This window comes from Pusillimonas sp., assembly GCF_044464525.1.
In the GTDB taxonomy this organism is placed as follows: Bacteria; Pseudomonadota; Gammaproteobacteria; order Burkholderiales; family Burkholderiaceae_B; genus Pusillimonas.
This window is the reverse complement of sequence record NZ_JBIQLE010000006.1, coordinates 14112-28013: the sequence shown is the minus strand read 5'-3', so window position 1 is coordinate 28013 and position 13902 is coordinate 14112. Positions and strand designations below refer to the sequence as shown.

Sequence of the window (13902 nt, the reverse complement as noted above, 5' to 3'; positions counted from 1 at the left end):
CGGGTGTTCATCAGAAAGCATTGCCCATGACCGATTATGACATTGCAGTCAGGCCCGCGACCGGCCTTGCCGCGGTAGGGGTGGCATTCAAGCGGGCGCTTGTCACCCAGTGCCATCCCAAAATGCTATTGACGTTGCTCCTGCCTTTTTTCATTGCTTTGGTGGGCGCCGTGGTGTTGCTGTGGGCCTTTTGGGCTCCGTTGACCAATTGGTTGGACGCCCACGCACTCAATTGGCATTATTTGAACGAGTTTGATCAATGGCTGTTGGCCATCGGCCTGTTTTCTTTGAAGCTGTATCTGGTTCCGCTGTTGGCGGTGGCCATACTGCTGCCGCTTTCCGGCATATTGGGCCTGATAATCGCCGCCATCTTCGTCATGCCCATCGTGTTGCGCCACCTCGAGAGGCGCGAATATCTGGGCGTTGTGCGCCACGGGCAATTCTCCAATACATATAGTGCCTGGAACGCCATCTGGGTGGGGGTCTTGTTTTCGCTTGGCTGGCTGGTAACCATGCCGTTGTGGCTGATCCCCCCTTTACCGGTGGTCTTGCCCATTGTCTGGTGGGCATTCGCTTTTACCCGCATGTTGCGCGTCGATGCCATTATCGAACACGCTACCGCCAACGAGCGCAAGCAAATCTGGCGCAGGCACAGCCGGCAGTATTGGCTGATCGGCTTCGTGCTGGCGCTGGTCAACTTGTTTCCACCTGCCTGGCTGGTGTTGCCGGTATTTTCAGCACTGGTTTTTGCGCATTTCAGCCTCGAGGCCCTGCGCCAGCTGCGCCAGCGCGAGGCCCTGCAGGTAGGTGTCAATCTTGATCAGGAGCAATCATGACAGTGAACGCTTCCGGGCCCACCAGTCTTGTGCGGCTTATCATTATCGGCGATGAAATTCTTTCAGGTCGACGCCAAGACAAACACATGCCCAAACTCATCGATTTGTTGTCCCAGCGAGGCATGCAGCTGGCGGGCGCCGAGTTCATTTCAGATGATCGCGACACCATTGCAACCACCCTCGAACGCAGTTTTGCCAGTTCTGACATTGTATTTTGCTGTGGCGGAATCGGGGCGACACCGGATGACCAGACGCGCCAGGCGACGGCCCAGGCCTTGGGCGTGGCGCTGGCCTTGCACCCGGAGGCCGAACGCCTGATCACAGAGCGATGCGCCGAGATGTCGCGCCGGGGCAGCGGCAGCGCCGATATGTCGACCCCGGAAAATCAACAGCGATTGCAGATGGGCGTGTTTCCGCAAGGCGCCCAGATCGTGCCCAACCCATACAACAAGATTCCCGGCTATTTCATTCGCAACCACACCTTCATGCCTGGGTTCCCCGTAATCGCATGGCCGATGATGGAATGGACGCTGGATACGCGCTATCGCCATTTTCATCACCGTACGACCCGTATCGAGCATTCCTTCCTGGCCTTCAATCTGCCAGAGTCGCGCATCACGCCCGCGCTTGAAGCACTCGAGCTGCAGTGGCCCGGCGTCAAGGCTTTCAGCCTGCCCAGCATGGGCGACAAAGGTCATCCGCACATCGATCTGGGCGTCAAGGGCGAACCCCAGGCCGCAGCTGAGGCTTTGGCTTACCTGCGTGCCGAGGTTGAGCGCGCAGGCGGCAGACTGACGCCGCCATAAGGGCCGGTATCAGCAAAAAACACTTGCCAGCAACAAGGTTTTTTTCATAATATGGGATTGTTGCGTTGCGACATATCTCTTTCACCATGCCGATCCAGACCACAACAGCCTCTAAACCCCTCGAGCCCATCTCCGCCGAAGGGTCCCAAATTGCCATCCAGGTACTCGAGCGCGCCATGCTGCTGCTCGACGTGTTGGCTAGGCATGCTGAGCCGGTCGCACTAAAGAATATAGCGGCCGCCACGGGCTTGCACGCCTCCACTGCTCATCGAATTCTTAATGATCTGGTGGTGGGACGCTATGTCGAGCGCGTCGACAGCGGCATGTATCAATTGGGCATGCGGCTGCTCGAGCTTGGGTCGCTCGTCAAGGGCCGTCTCAACGTGCGCGAAGTGGCCATCGACTATATGCGCGAGCTGCACACCATCACCGGTCAAACCATCAACCTTTCGGTCCAGCAGGGCGATGAGATCATTTATGTCGAACGTGCCTGGAGCGAGCGTTCGGGCATGCAGGTGGTGCGCGCCATCGGGGGGCGGGCGCCTTTGCACCTTACCTCCACCGGCAAGCTGTTTCTTTCTGTGAGCGACCCACGTCAGGTGAAGGCGTACATCATGCGCACCGGTCTGGCGGGTACGACCCGGAACAGCTTGACGAAGGCTGATCAACTGGAACGAGATCTGGCTTTGATCCGCCGCCACGGCTATTCACGCGACAACGAAGAGCTTGAGCTGGGGGTGCGATGCATAGCCGCTGGAGTTTACGACGATAGCGGGAAGTTGCAGGCGGGGCTGTCGATCTCGGCTCCCGCAGATCGTCTGCGGGATGAGTGGATCGGTTTATTGCAAGATACAGCCGCCCGGATTTCCGAGGCGCTGGGGTACGAGCGTACCGCCCTGGGCGTCTAAGCACCCAATTCCCCTTATTTCCAAAAATAATGCCATTATTTTGTTGCGGCGCAACAAAAACACTTGACGTGGCTGCGAAACTCCGTAAAATAGGATTTGTGCAATGCAACATAATCAGTTGCCAACAGCCCAGCTCTGAATGCCGGGCGCCCCACTTTGAGGAACCCACCATGAGCACTATCCCCCAAAACGTTTTCGCTACGCAGAAAGCCTCGCTGGACAACCTGCTTGCGTTTCAAGGCGCATTTTTCGACGGATTCGAAAAGCTTGTCGACCTGAACCTGAAGGTTATGAAAGCCACGCTGGACGAAGCCGCCCAGAAGTCGCAAGAAGCGATTGAAGTCAAGGATGCGCAGGAAGCCGTTACGTTCACCAGTTCGCTGGTACAGCCCAGCGCAGAAAAAACGCTCGCTTACAGCAAGCATGTTTATGACATTGTCTCTTCGTTGCAAGGCAACCTGAACCGCCTGACCGAAGATCAGGTCGCCCAGGCCCAGACGCAGATTTCCGATGCCATCGAGCAATTTTCCAAGTCGGCTCCCACTGGCTCTGAAAGTGCTGTTGCCTTGATGAAGTCTACGCTTGCCTCGGTCAATAACGCCTACGAGTCGGTCAGCAAGGCCGCCAAGCAGGCTTCGCAAACCGCTGAATCCAACATGACCGCAGCTGCCAATGCGACCTTCCAGGCCGCGTCATCCGCAGCCGAAGCAGCGGAAGCAGCCGCCAAGCCGGCATCGCGTTCGCGTCGCGCCACCGCTTAATGCAAGCGGCCCGCCAACAGGCGGGCCGATAGAAGCGAGCTTGTCCGTCGACCTCAAACGGGTTGACGGCCAGGCAAAAAACCTCGGTATAGTCTACCCGACTTGCCGAGGTTTTTTACTTGCGGGTTGGGCGACAAAGAGCGGGCATGCGCATGAAGGCGCTTTGAGGGCTTACTTGCGGCTTAAGGCACGCACGCAGTCTTTGACCAGCAAGGGGCCGCGGTAGATCAGGCCGGTATACAGCTGGACGGCGTCGGCGCCTGCTTCGATTTTCTCGCGCGCGTGTCGACCTTCGTGTATTCCGCCAACACCGATGATCGCAAGCTCGGCGCCCAGGCGTTGTCGCAGCCGATGTATGACAGCCAACGACAAAGCATGCACGGGCGGGCCTGAAAGCCCGCCGGCCTGGCCCGCGTGAGGGTGGCCCGAGACGGCGTCGCGCGTGATGGTGGTGTTGGTCGCAATGACGCCGTCGACACCGTACCGAGGCAGGGTGTCGGCAATGAGGTCGATCTGCTCTGCAGAGAGATCGGGGGCAATCTTTACGACCAGCGGCACGTTCTTTTGGTGCCTGTCTGCTAATTCCTTGCGCTTTTCCTGCAGCGACTGCAGCAAGGCGGAAAATTCGTTTCCATCTTGCAAGCTGCGCAGGTTTTGGGTGTTCGGCGATGAAATGTTTACGGTAACGTAGTCGGCATGCGGGTAGACGCCTTCGAGGCCGATGAGGTAGTCGTCGATCGCGTTTTCGATGGGCGTGTCGGCGTTTTTCCCGATGTTCAGGCCCAGGATGCCGCCCTGTGTACGCCAGGCGCTTTTCTTGACGTTGTCGATGAAGTTGTTCAGCCCGTCGTTGTTGAAACCCAGGCGATTGATCAGTGCGTGGGCCTCGGGCAGGCGATACATGCGCGGTTTGGGGTTGCCAGGCTGCGCGCGTGGCGTGACCGTGCCAACCTCGATAAAACCAAAACCCAGTTGCCCCAGCGCATCGATGTGGGCGCCATTTTTATCCAGGCCCGCGGCAAGCCCCACCGGATTACGCAAGGACATGCCCATGAGCTGGGCGGGAAGACTCGGGCGGCTGGCTAGAAGCTGCCGCGTCAGGCGGCAGTCGTAGGCTTTTTGCAGCGAAGAAAGAGTTAGTTCGTGGGCAGTTTCTGCGTCCAGGGAAAAGAGCGCCGGACGCGCCAGCGAGTAGGAATTAAAAAGCAGGGACATCGGATTAGATAAGGGTCCAGTGGCTGTCGCGCAGTATTTCGCACGGCTGATATTGTGTTTTGTACGCCATTTTACGGCTTTCCTTGATCCAGTATCCCAGATATAGCCAAGGCAGGCCCATGGCCCGACAGCGATCGATCTGCCACAACACGCCATAGGTGCCCAGGCTGCCGGGCGCGTGGGGATCAAAAAAGGTGTAGACGGCCGATAGCCCTGTGTCGAGGATATCTATGATGGACACCATCTGCAAAACACCTTGCTCGTCGCGGAACTCGATCAAGGTAGTGTCGACCCTGCTGGTAAGAAGAAACTGCGTGTACTGCGATTGGTCGTCGTCGTCCATGCCCGCCCCGGCGTGCCGAGTAGATACGTAGCGACGATACAGTTCAAAATGCTCTAGCTGAAATTCCAGCGGCGCATTGCTTGCCTGTAAGTTCTGATGTTTGCGCCATATTTTGCGTTGAGTGCGGTTGGGCTCGAAACGATCGACCGAGACGCGTATGGGCTGGCAAGCGCGGCAAGCATCACAATGTGGCCGGTAGGTGAAGAGCCCGCTGCGGCGAAAGCCCTGCCGAACCAACTGCGAATAGGTGGCTGCATCAATCAAGTGGGTGGGGGCCGCCACCTGGGAACGTGCTTCGCGCCCTTCGATGTAGCTGCAAGGGTATGACGCTGTTGAATAGAATTGCAGGGTCTTGAGCGTCGGCTCGGTGGGATGACTCATGGCATAGTTCGACGGGCCGGGGCTTTCATTATGGCGTCATAGTTGGCAGGGCTGCAAGCTCACCGGCGGCTGTCAGGCGCCCTCTGTGCCATTGAGGTGTAGGATGGCGTCGCGTGTCGGCCAGCATAAGCAGGAATTTTTCGCGGCTTATCGGGCGTGCGCCCAGCCGCGTCAGATGAGCCGTCTGTTGCTGGCAATCGATATGCGAAATGCCCTGGCGCTGTAAAAAGGCCACGAGATAGGCCAGTGCCAATTTGGACGCATCGCTGGTTTTGGCAAACATCGACTCTCCGTAGAACATTCGCCCCAGACATACGCCGTACAGGCCGCCGACGAGCCGGCCTTCGTGCCAGGTTTCGATGCTATGCACCTTGCCGGCCTTGTGCCAAGCATGGTACGCCGCTTGAATCTGCGGTGAAATCCAGGTGCCCGACAGTCTTCCGCGCGGCTCGGCGCAAGCCTGAATCACACGTGAAAAAGCCGTGTTGATGCGTATTTGGGTGGGCGCCATAGGGTCGTGGTCGCCCCGCGCCACTTGCCGCAGCTTTTTGCGTAGTGAATGCGATGCACGAAAATCGGCGCAGTTGAGCACCATGCGGGGGTCGGGGCTCCACCATAGTATGGGATCGCCCTCGTTGAACCACGGAAATATGCCTTGGGAATAGGCTTCGGTCAGGCGCTCGATGGAAAGCCCGCCCCCCACGGCCAGCAAGCCTTCGGGCAAAGCTTTGCTGGGATGCGGAAACGGAGAGTGCTCATCGATCCAGGCAAGGGGGTTCACGGTAAAACTGCTTAGTCGGGTACTGGCAGGGGAATCTCGTAGTGACGCATGGGAAATTCTCTTTGCTTCGCATCGGCGACGTAGTGTTCGAGCGTGGTGATAACGGTGCGAAAAGCCAGCTCGGGCCACGGGATTTCGTCTAATGGAAAGTAGCGCGCCTCGAGGCTTTCCAAACCAGGGAATAGCTCGCCGGACAAAGCCTTTGCAAGATAGAAGAAGTGCACCTGTTCTGCGTGGGGCACGTCGATAATGGTGTATAGCTCGCCCAGTTCGATTTGGGCGCCGGCTTCTTCCTGGGTTTCGCGCATGGCCCCCTGAGCGGTGGTTTCACCCAGTTCCATGAAGCCTGCGGGTAGCGTCCATTTGTCGTAGCGGGGCTCGATGGCGCGGCGGCACAACAGCACTTTATCTTGCCAAACTGCCAGCACGCCAACCACGTTACGCGGATTTTGATAGTGGACGGCCCCGCAGTTGTCGCAGACAGCGCGCATGCGGTTGTCGTCTGGCGGCACGCGCAAAGTGATCGCGGCGCTGCATTGGCTGCAGTACTTCTGGGTACGCGGCGCTGGAAAATAGAATGCGGGGGCGGGGGTCGTCATGGCCCTATTCTATAGTTATTTGGCGTTCCCGTTCAGGGTGCGGGACACTGCGAGAAGCCGAGCAGGGCGGGTAGCGCAGAGGCGGGGCAAAAGTGCAGCGGCGCCGGTTCGGCGGTGTTTTGGTCGGCGGCCCCTTCGACGCGCAGCCAGACCTGGTGACCGGATGCCGTATCGGCGTTCATCGGCGCAATTCGGTCATTCGCCGCAGAGCCGATATCCAGCAGGGCAGGCTCGAGGACCGAAAGCAGGGGCGTGCCGGCGGCTGTATGCAGCGCCTCGAAAACGGCGGGTGTATCTCGCCCGGAAACCAGGCCGGGTCCGTGTTCGGTGCAGGCGTAAAGCCTTCCGTGATCATCGATCCACCAACTATCGATATGCCGTACCGCCAAGCCATTATGGGTTTTCAACGCCAGCAAGGTGTTGTCGACATGGAGTATATAGGGCGCTGCATCAAGTCGGATGTAGACGCGCTGGGGGCCATTCTGAAAATACCAGCGTCCATGTGGATCGCTTGCATAGTTACGGTCGATGAATGCGCGGATTTGTGGGCTTTCTATTGACTCGCCGGGCGCGTCGCTGGGTATTGCGGCGCACCCCGGAGCCCAGCCGGTTCCGTCTTGGTGCAGGCGCCACTGGCCACGTTCCGAAAGAGAAAGCCAGCCATAGACGCTGGGGACCTCAGGCCACCGCGCCACCGCCGCCTCGACTTTCTCGTCCATGTTGGGCCGCCACAATCTAGATCACGAATAGGCCATGATAGCGCCTAAATAACGTGAGATGGCTGGAAATGCTGGCTTTAGTTGACATAACGTGGTATACTGCAGGGTGTTGCCGGCGCATGTTGCGCTTGGCCGAAGCATACAAGGAGAGTTCTAAGCATGTCGAAAAAACCGACACAAAAAAAACCCCCTTTTGTGATTGAACCCCTGAACTGGGTGGCCCCCGATGCCAATCGCAGCAAGAGCGAAGGCAATCGCGACGACGACGAGCAGTCGTCCGCAAAGCGAGACGAAAAGAAGTAACCCGGTTGCAACGGGCCCCGTCCATATAGTAAAGAACGGGGCCCGTTTTATTTAATACGTATATTTAGCTTGGTTTCTTTTTGGGCGTTTCGGCGCCGATTGAAACCGGGTCGCTGGCGGGAAAGGTCTCGTCCAGCCCTTCATCCAAAAGCTCTTCTTCAGAGCGTTTCTTCTGTTGCGGTTCCGCAGACACCTCACTTGGCGTTTCTGGATGATCGTCTTTGGTCGGAAAAGGCGTGTCGTTGTCCGGCTTGCTGCTTGGTTCGTTCATAGCGATGGCTCCTGATATATGGCCTGGCCATTGATGGCGGCTTTTCCTTCCTTGGCGACGAAAGTGCCGGATGGATCCGGGGCGGGCCAGTTGTCCGGGCCCGCCCTTTGCAGTTCAGAGCCGCTGAATTAGCGCGGTCCCATCGGTGAAGCCCCGGACGTTGCCGGCGCCGAAGCCGGCATGCGTTCGTCCTTCGGATATTCAAAAGCGGGCATTTCCTTCAGTTGATCCTTGGTATAGCCCTGCAGTGTCACCCTGTCGCCGCTTTGATTGATTTCATCATAAGGAATGGCGACTGGGTGTTCGCCCACGCCGACAAAGCCGCCCACGCCGAGAATAACGTGTGTGACCTTGCCGTCCGTCGACATCACAAGATCTTTTACATCTCCGACTTTCTCGTCGTTCTCGTTGTATACCGATTTACCTTTTAGTGTCGCATCGAAGCTGTCACCACTGGCTGCGTCTGGAGTTGGCGCGGCTGCGGCGCCAGTGTCGCTGTCATCCGTGGGCGCGTCGCTGGTTGACGGAGTGGTGGAAGCGCCGCTGGTCGACGCATCCGCGCCGCCCGAAGCGTCGCCGTTCGCTGGCGAGTTCGTGGATGCCCCTGTATCTGAAGATCCACTTCCGGCGTTGCTATTGGACGCACCGTCTGCGCCCATATCCGTCTGACTGCCCGACTGAGGCGAAGATGTACCTTCGACAGCTCCTCCTGTTTGCGCGAAGGCAACCGGCGCGAGCGCGAATGTGCTGCAAATTGCGATTGCGAGCTTTTTCTTCATAGTCATAGCATTCTCCTGTTTGATAGACCGAAGAAGGTCGATTAGGACAAAGCAATTACCATGCCGCGCCCGGACTCTGTATGAGCCGCTGAAAATGCTGTAATGTAGGCACAGCGCTTGCACGGAAACAGACGATTCTTAGGCAACAACGGAGGAAGTAGCAGTACTAGAGCACGACACCTACTCGTTTTTCTTACTGCAGTACTAACGGGGACGGTGGCTGAAAGTGGGCGGGGCCGAGCCAAAGGGTTCGGAAACAACGCAAATAGGGTAAAAATTACCGATTGCGGACGACAAAAGAAATCTCCTGTCCGGGTTTCATAACGCAAAGAAAGGAAAATGCCATGCTTTACACCATAGCGGTCATTCTGTTGGTTCTCTGGCTTCTGGGTCTGGTCACCTCGTACACCATAGGTGGATTCATCCATATCCTGATTGTGGTGGCCATCATCATGGTGCTGGTGCGCTTGATCAGCGGCCGCTCTCCCTGACGGCACAGCCGGCATTGCCCGCAGCGCATCCGGCTGCGGCGAGGCGCCCCGGAAAATTTTGTTTTCCGAGGCGCCTCGCAATGTCATCCCGGATGCGCCGCAGCGGGGTCTGGATTGCAATAGCCAGGCATGGCGCCAGTGCGGCGGTCAGCAGTACGAAACGGTGAAGCGCTTGCCGAATTTATTGTCGGTCTGAACGGGTCGTGGCACGGTTTTCAGTAAGAGAGCTATTGGTAGAACTCGTTTTCGGGCACCACCGGTGGCGGTGAGCTCTGCTCGTTGCGTCCGGCGCGTTGTCGAGAAGAAAACATGGGCCCGCGCGCCTCGAGTTCCGGGGCGAAAGCACGCAAGCCGAAACGCTCGGGGATATCAATATATACGGCTTCCATGCCCCCTTTGCGGAAGTAGGCTTCATGCCAGAATCCGGTGCCTTTTGAATCTTTGAGAAAGTCTTTCCACCAGTCTCGGTGGGGGGCGGAACGAGCCCAGCATTCCAGGCTTTCGAAATCTCGCCAATATTGGCGCATGCCGATGTGTAGCGGGAACAAGGAATAGAGTATGTTCTCGTGAGCAAGCAGGCCGTCCGGTTTGTCTTTGCCCACTTCGCTGATTTTCGGCCCAAAGCCAAGCAATGTCTTCACGCCGCGAAGCATATTTACCCGCATGCCCAGGTAGATGACAACCAGATCAGGGTACTGCGACAAATCCACCGTATGCCGTTTCATGATTCAAACCCTTACGAAGCCAAACTTTGGCGCGTGGACGGCTTGCGCATAATGGGGCAGCGGAATTTTTTACCGTTGCAGGCGGTGGTTCTATTTATTAGAAGAATACTGGAGGCGCAAACCGGAATCGAACCGATGTACACGGATTTGCAATCCGCTGCATAACCACTCTGCCATTGCGCCCGAGCCTATACCTGCAAGCTTGTCTTTTGTGTTTTTGCGTATCAAGCCAAGTCCGCTATTATACACAATGGCGTTGGGGCCGGTACAATCCTCGGTTGTGGCAAACGCGAGCACGAGAGGATTATGAGCCAGGCCGAAAACACGTTGAATGTTTCCAGCACTTCCGCCGATTGGAGAGGGGTTGCTTTGTCCAACTTTCAGTTGTCTCCCTTCAGTTTGGACGGCGTCCTGTTTGCATCGATCGAAGGTTTCATCCAGGGGGTCAAGTTTCCCGAAGGCGACCCTCGCCGCGAGCGGGCGTTTGTGCTCAGCGGCTGGGATGCCAAGAACCTGGGAAGCCAGGCCGACCGTAGCGGCGCCTACTGGCAAGGGCGGCAATTTGCTTATGGGTCGCCCGAGCATCACCAGCTTATTGAGCGCGCCATCCGTGCTCGTATTGCTCAAAATGCAGGCTTGGCGCAGACCTTGGCTTCAACCGACGGGGCTAACCTGATCCATGTCACCAACGAGCCCGAGTCTCCCACAACTTCACTGCCTGCTGTGGTGTTTTGCCGTATTCTTAATCAGATGCGAGACGAGCTTCTTGCCGACGGCAAGGTCCGCTCTACCTGAGTGGCAGGCAATCAAGCTGCGCTGGGCAGGGCCTCGCGCCGCTTCATGAGCCGGATGATTGCATTCAGGGCAATACCGTACATCGGTACGAACAGCAACAGGCTTACCGACAGCTTGATGACATAGTCCACCACGGCGATCTCAACCCAATGCTCGGCCATGAAGGGGTTGCTGCTGCGCCAAAAGGCAATACTGAAGAACGCCGCCGTATCCAGAGCCTGTCCAACCACGGATGAGGCTGCGGGCGCAACCCACCATTGCACGTATCCGCGGCGCATGCGGTCGAAGACCTGCACGTCCAGCAATTGGCCCAGTACGTAGGCGGCGAAACTGGCAAACGCGATGCGGAACACAAAGGTGTTGAACTCGCCCAAGGCCTCGGCGCCATTGAAGCGGCCTTCATGAAACAGGACCGATATGATGTAAGAGGCGATAAGTGCCGGCACCATTGCGCGGGTAATGACGCTGCGCGCTTCGGATTTACCGATCAGGCGCACGGTAAGGTCGGTGGCCAGAAATATAAAAGGGAAACTGAAGGCGCCCCAGGTGCTGTGGAATCCGAACAGGTCGATGGGCAGTTGCACCAGATAATTGCTGGCGATGATGACCAGGATGTGAAACGCGACTAGAAGGGACAGGTAAAAATTTTCCCGCGACGGCGGGAGGGAAGCAGATGACATGACATGCCTTTTTGATGGATGGGGTTAGGGAACCCATGGAATGCAAGAACGCATTATACGCCATCGCCTTGTCGGCTTGAATGCGCTGCCATCAAGGTTGGCCTTGCCTAAGCGTCAAGCAGCCCCGATAGCAGATGACGCAGCTTGGCCACTTCGGCCTTTGACAACGACCGGGTCAGCGCCTGTTCGACGCTGTCCACATGAGGCCGTAGCCGCTTCATTTCGCCCAAGCCTTCTGGTGTAAGCCGCAACACGTTGCGGCGCCGGTCGGTGGAATCTTGCTCGCGTATGACCAGGCCGTGGCGTTCCAGGCGGGCGGCCAGGTCTGCGACGGTTGATCGGTCTATTTCCAGCGCGTCCCCCAGTTCGCGCTGGCTGGCGCCCGGGGTGTCGGCCAGAAACGCCAAGGCGGCAAACTGCACGCTGGTGATCGTGGTCGGCACGAGACGCAGCCATTCGGCCGCGTGGCGTTGCTGCGCACGCCGGATCAGTGATCCGGTGTGCGGAAGGATTTGCGCAAGCTTGCTCACCCGCGCGGCTCCAGCATGAAGCGGTCGAAAAAGGCCGCAAGCGTATCGTGGGCATTCAACGGCAGTACGTGGGCGACGTACTGGTCGGGTCGTACGACGACCAGAGCGCCTTGGGCACGATCGATGCCGCGCAGATCGAAAACATTCTCTTTGCCGGGGTCGGGGCTGAAAGTCTTTTCGTAGTCGATCAGGCCGAAGCGGCCCTTGCGCGGCAGCAATACGGCGGGCAGTTTGTCGATTTCGATGTCGCGATGAGACTGTTGATAAATTGCGCGCACGTCGAGAATGCTGTCAGGGTCGGCATTGGCGGGGGTGAACCGCTTGAGGGGCGAATCGGCTGACTCTGCCAGCCAGGTCATGAGGGCGTTCAACTGCCGGGTATTGGCATCGGCAAAAGCGTACAGGCGCCATGCGCCGTCGGCGCGGTGAACGTGGCCCAGATGCACAGGCTTGGCGTCGGCCACCTGAAGCACCGGCGCCGAATGAAAACGCATGCCGATGGTATAGCCCTGTGCCAACGCCTGATGCTCGTCTGTGCCGAATAGGGGGCCGGCGGGGTAGTGGGTTGCCAAGCCGGCGGTATAGCGCCCCGACTTTACGAAGTAGTCTTGCAGCTCGGCCGGGTCGACGCCGCCACGTTCGGGGAACTGCGGGTCTTTTGGCGGCGAGCCCATTATTGCAGACCATTCCTTGTCGAAATCGATGAGCTCTTTTGCCACGGGTTGGCGCTCGCCGGAATAAGTATGCAAAAGGGTGGGCGCGGAGCGGCCTTGCAGTACGGCAGCCAGTTTCCAGCCCAGGTTGAAGGTGTCTTGCATGGAGACGTTCATGCCCTGGCCGGCCTTGGCGCTATGGGTGTGACAGGCGTCGCCGGCGATGAAGACACGTGGGGTCTGTGTGTCGACACGGTCGGCGGGGACATCGTCGAATTTGTCGGTAACGCGCTGGCCCACCTCGTACACCGAGCTCCAGACGATGTTTTTCACGTCTAGCGTATAGGGATGAAGCACCTTCTGGGCGATTTCGATCAATTGCTCGGACGACGTGTTGCGAATTTCCTCGCGCCGGGCGGGGTCGACGACGCCCATGTCGACGTACAAGCGCACCATATACCCGCCTTCGCGCGGGATGAGCAGGATGTTGCCTTCGTCGGCCGATTGAATGGCCGCCTTGATTCGTATATCGGGGAAATCGGTGACGGCGAGAATGTCCATGACGCCCCAGGCGTGATTGGCAATGTCTCCGTGCAGCTCGCGGCCGATTGAAGTGCGTACAGCGCTTCGCGCGCCGTCGGTGCCAACGACGTACTTGGCGCGGACAGTACGCTCGGCGCCGCCTTCGGTTGGCCGTAAAGTTACCGTGACTGGATAGTCGCCGGAATCTGCCACCACCACCTTCACGGCTTCCAGGCCGTAGTCGGGGGTGAGCCGCGTTGGCGAGTTCTTCATGTATTCAAGCAGGTACTGTTGCAAGCGGGCCTGATTGACGATGACATGCGGCATTTCAGATAGTTCGGTGGCGGCATCGTCGACCCGGCCGGTGCGCTTGATGTGTGAGCGATTTTGATCATCAGGGCGCCAGAAGACCGTTTCGCTGATCCAGCAGGCCTCGCGCACCAGACGTGAAGACAAGCCGAAGGCATCGAGCATTTCGACAGTGCGGCTGGACACGCCGTCGGCGTGGCCAAGTTCGAGCGGGCCGTTGCGGCGCTCGACGATGCGCGTTGTGAAGTCGGGGAAGGAGGATAGCTGAGCAGCCAGCACCGCTCCGGCCGGGCCCGAGCCGACGATCAGAACATCGACGGTGTCAGGCAGGCTTTCGGACGGTTGTTCGAAACCCGGCGCTGGATCATGAAATTCGGGATCGCCGAATCGGTAGCCGTTGAGGTAAAACTGCATGGGCTGGTCTCCGGAGAGTAGTGTGGATAAAGGGGGAGCATTGCGAGGTTAGTACGTACCCCAACCAATTTACTCCGTGTA

The 13902-nt window shown here is 58.2% G+C and carries 18 protein-coding genes and 1 tRNA gene; 7 read left to right on the top strand and 12 right to left on the bottom strand.

What is annotated here, in order from left to right:
• Nucleotides 1-26: 26 nt before the first annotated feature.
• The 4 genes from ACIY1O_RS04940 to phaP all read left to right on the top strand — a co-directional run bounded on the left by ACIY1O_RS04940 (nt 27) and on the right by phaP (nt 3311).
• The gene (locus tag ACIY1O_RS04940; RefSeq protein ID WP_397473975.1) at nt 27-836 is read left to right on the top strand and encodes an EI24 domain-containing protein; all 810 of its coding nucleotides are present in this window, start codon (nt 27-29) and stop codon (nt 834-836) included.
• The gene (locus tag ACIY1O_RS04935; protein ID WP_397473974.1) at nt 833-1642 is read left to right on the top strand and encodes a competence/damage-inducible protein A; all 810 of its coding nucleotides are present in this window, start codon (nt 833-835) and stop codon (nt 1640-1642) included. The genes ACIY1O_RS04940 and ACIY1O_RS04935 overlap by 4 nt, the downstream gene beginning before the upstream one ends.
• Nucleotides 1643-1728: 86 nt before the next feature.
• Nucleotides 1729-2550, top strand: coding sequence for an IclR family transcriptional regulator (locus tag ACIY1O_RS04930; protein WP_397474070.1), 822 nt, complete (start codon nt 1729-1731; stop codon nt 2548-2550).
• 170 nt (nt 2551-2720) lie between these two features.
• A complete protein-coding gene (gene phaP / locus ACIY1O_RS04925) occupies nt 2721-3311 on the top strand; it encodes a TIGR01841 family phasin (protein ID WP_397473973.1) in 591 nt (196 codons plus the stop codon).
• A 171-nt stretch (nt 3312-3482) separates the two neighbouring features.
• Here phaP and ACIY1O_RS04920 read toward each other — a convergent pair whose 3' ends face one another.
• Genes ACIY1O_RS04920 through ACIY1O_RS04900 form a run of 5 tightly spaced genes read right to left on the bottom strand, consistent with a single transcriptional unit; the run spans nt 3483 to nt 7349 of the window.
• Nucleotides 3483-4526 (bottom strand): quinone-dependent dihydroorotate dehydrogenase, encoded by a 1044-nt coding sequence (locus ACIY1O_RS04920; protein ID WP_397473972.1) that lies wholly within the window; start codon nt 4524-4526, stop codon nt 3483-3485.
• Nucleotides 4527-4530: 4 nt separating this feature from the next.
• Nucleotides 4531-5250 (bottom strand): arginyltransferase, encoded by a 720-nt coding sequence (locus tag ACIY1O_RS04915; RefSeq protein WP_397473971.1) that lies wholly within the window; start codon nt 5248-5250, stop codon nt 4531-4533.
• Nucleotides 5251-5278: 28 nt separating this feature from the next.
• A complete protein-coding gene (gene aat, locus ACIY1O_RS04910; protein WP_397473970.1) occupies nt 5279-6031 on the bottom strand; it encodes a leucyl/phenylalanyl-tRNA--protein transferase in 753 nt (250 codons plus the stop codon).
• An 11-nt stretch (nt 6032-6042) separates the two neighbouring features.
• Complete coding sequence (locus ACIY1O_RS04905; RefSeq protein ID WP_397473969.1) at nt 6043-6630, bottom strand: NUDIX hydrolase; 588 nt, start codon at nt 6628-6630, stop codon at nt 6043-6045.
• A 32-nt stretch (nt 6631-6662) separates the two neighbouring features.
• Complete coding sequence (locus ACIY1O_RS04900) at nt 6663-7349, bottom strand: DUF2946 family protein (RefSeq protein ID WP_397473968.1); 687 nt, start codon at nt 7347-7349, stop codon at nt 6663-6665.
• A 159-nt stretch (nt 7350-7508) separates the two neighbouring features.
• Between ACIY1O_RS04900 and ACIY1O_RS04895 the strand changes: the two genes are divergently transcribed.
• Nucleotides 7509-7652, top strand: coding sequence for a hypothetical protein (locus tag ACIY1O_RS04895; protein WP_397473967.1), 144 nt, complete (start codon nt 7509-7511; stop codon nt 7650-7652).
• Nucleotides 7653-7716: 64 nt separating this feature from the next.
• Here ACIY1O_RS04895 and ACIY1O_RS04890 read toward each other — a convergent pair whose 3' ends face one another.
• The gene (locus ACIY1O_RS04890) at nt 7717-7923 is read right to left on the bottom strand and encodes a hypothetical protein (RefSeq protein ID WP_397473966.1); all 207 of its coding nucleotides are present in this window, start codon (nt 7921-7923) and stop codon (nt 7717-7719) included.
• A 128-nt stretch (nt 7924-8051) separates the two neighbouring features.
• Entirely contained in the window at nt 8052-8708 is a 657-nt protein-coding gene (locus ACIY1O_RS04885) for a PRC-barrel domain-containing protein (RefSeq protein ID WP_397473965.1), read from the bottom strand.
• Between the two features lie 338 nt (nt 8709-9046).
• Here ACIY1O_RS04885 and ACIY1O_RS04880 point away from each other — a divergent pair, with 338 nt between their 5' ends.
• Nucleotides 9047-9193 (top strand): lmo0937 family membrane protein, encoded by a 147-nt coding sequence (locus tag ACIY1O_RS04880; RefSeq protein WP_397473964.1) that lies wholly within the window; start codon nt 9047-9049, stop codon nt 9191-9193.
• A 227-nt stretch (nt 9194-9420) separates the two neighbouring features.
• Here ACIY1O_RS04880 and ACIY1O_RS04875 read toward each other — a convergent pair whose 3' ends face one another.
• Both ACIY1O_RS04875 and ACIY1O_RS04870 read right to left on the bottom strand, forming a co-directional pair.
• Nucleotides 9421-9918 carry a DUF4188 domain-containing protein gene (locus tag ACIY1O_RS04875; RefSeq protein ID WP_397473963.1) on the bottom strand — a complete coding sequence of 166 codons (498 nt, stop codon included), beginning with the start codon at nt 9916-9918 and terminating at the stop codon, nt 9421-9423.
• Between the two features lie 109 nt (nt 9919-10027).
• Nucleotides 10028-10101, bottom strand: a tRNA-Cys gene (locus ACIY1O_RS04870).
• A 123-nt stretch (nt 10102-10224) separates the two neighbouring features.
• On the opposite strand from ACIY1O_RS04870, the gene ACIY1O_RS04865 reads away from it, so the two are divergent.
• Nucleotides 10225-10713: an NADAR family protein gene (locus ACIY1O_RS04865; RefSeq protein ID WP_397473962.1), complete on the top strand. Its 489-nt coding sequence runs from the start codon at nt 10225-10227 to the stop codon at nt 10711-10713.
• 11 nt (nt 10714-10724) lie between these two features.
• On the opposite strand, the gene ACIY1O_RS04860 is transcribed toward ACIY1O_RS04865, so the two are convergent.
• From ACIY1O_RS04860 to ACIY1O_RS04850, 3 genes are all read right to left on the bottom strand, one after another.
• Entirely contained in the window at nt 10725-11393 is a 669-nt protein-coding gene (locus ACIY1O_RS04860) for a 7-cyano-7-deazaguanine/7-aminomethyl-7-deazaguanine transporter (RefSeq protein WP_397473961.1), read from the bottom strand.
• Between the two features lie 107 nt (nt 11394-11500).
• Complete coding sequence (locus tag ACIY1O_RS04855; RefSeq protein WP_397473960.1) at nt 11501-11923, bottom strand: MarR family winged helix-turn-helix transcriptional regulator; 423 nt, start codon at nt 11921-11923, stop codon at nt 11501-11503.
• Nucleotides 11920-13821 (bottom strand): FAD-binding monooxygenase, encoded by a 1902-nt coding sequence (locus ACIY1O_RS04850; protein ID WP_397473959.1) that lies wholly within the window; start codon nt 13819-13821, stop codon nt 11920-11922. Before ACIY1O_RS04850 ends, ACIY1O_RS04855 begins: the two co-directional genes overlap by 4 nt.
• Between the last annotated feature and the right edge of the window lie 81 nt (nt 13822-13902).